2 protein-coding genes are annotated in these 1,116 nt (G+C 31.8%); both read left to right on the plus strand.

What is annotated here, in order from left to right; all coding sequences use genetic code 11:
• The coding region (locus HMPREF2937_RS06905; protein ID WP_070864280.1) for a replication/maintenance protein RepL at window positions 1-351 on the plus strand (351 nt) is incomplete at its 5' end.
• 694 nt (window positions 352-1,045) lie between these two features.
• Window positions 1,046-1,105 (plus strand): 23S rRNA methylase leader peptide ErmCL, encoded by a 60-nt coding sequence (ermCL, locus tag HMPREF2937_RS13450; RefSeq protein WP_141745932.1) that lies wholly within the window; start codon window positions 1,046-1,048, stop codon window positions 1,103-1,105.
• The last annotated feature ends 11 nt before the right edge of the window (window positions 1,106-1,116 follow it).

Below are 1,116 nucleotides of genomic sequence, written 5' to 3' on the forward strand. Positions count from 1 at the left end.
ATAGTGCAATTAATAAGTATGTTAGATATGATTGGCGGAAAAAAACTTAAAATCGTTAACTATATCCTAGATAATGTCCACTTAAGTAACAATACAATGATAGCTACAACAAGAGAAATAGCAAAAGCTACAGGAACAAGTCTACAAACAGTAATAACAACACTTAAAATCTTAGAAGAAGGAAATATTATAAAAAGAAAAACTGGAGTATTAATGTTAAACCCTGAACTACTAATGAGAGGCGACGACCAAAAACAAAAATACCTCTTACTCGAATTTGGGAACTTTGAGCAAGAGGCAAATGAAAAACAAGAAAATGCATTATCTGATTATTATTCTTTCAAGGACTAGTATAACATAAAATCGTCTACAAATAGACAAAAAACCTGCACGCTTAATGTAGATCAAAAGCTTAACGCAAATGAAATAGATTGACCTCCCAATAACACCACGTAGTTATTGGGAGGTCAATCTATGAAATGCGATTAAGCTTTTTCTAATTCGCATAAGCGTGCAGGTTTAAAGTACATAAAAAATATAATGAAAAAAAGCATCATTATACTAACGTTATACCAACATTATACTCTCATTATACTAATTGCTTATTCCAATTTCCTATTGGTTGGAACCAACAGGCGTTAGTGTGTTGTTGAGTTGGTACTTTCATGGGATTAATCCCATGAAACCCCCAACCAACTCGCCAAAGCTTTGGCTAACACACACGCCATTCCAACCAATAGTTTTCTCGGCATAAAGCCATGCTCTGACGCTTAAGTGCACTAATGCCTTTAAAAAACATTAAAGTCTAACACACTAGACTTATTTACTTCGTAATTAAGTCGTTAAACCGTGTGCTCTACGACCAAAACTATAAAACCTTTAAGAACTTTCTTTTTTCTTGTAAAAAAAGAAACTAGATAAATCTCTCATATCTTTTATTCAATAATCGCATCAGATTGCAGTATAAATTTAACGATCACTCATCATGTTCATATTTATCAGAGCTCGTGCTATAATTATACTAATTTTATAAGGAGGAAAAAATATGGACATTTTTAGTATTTTTGTAATCAGCACAGTTAATTATCAACCAAACAAAAAATAAGTGGTTATAAT

This window comes from Staphylococcus sp. HMSC061G12 (genome assembly GCF_001838465.1).
GTDB classification, from domain to species: Bacteria; Bacillota; Bacilli; order Staphylococcales; family Staphylococcaceae; genus Staphylococcus; species Staphylococcus simulans.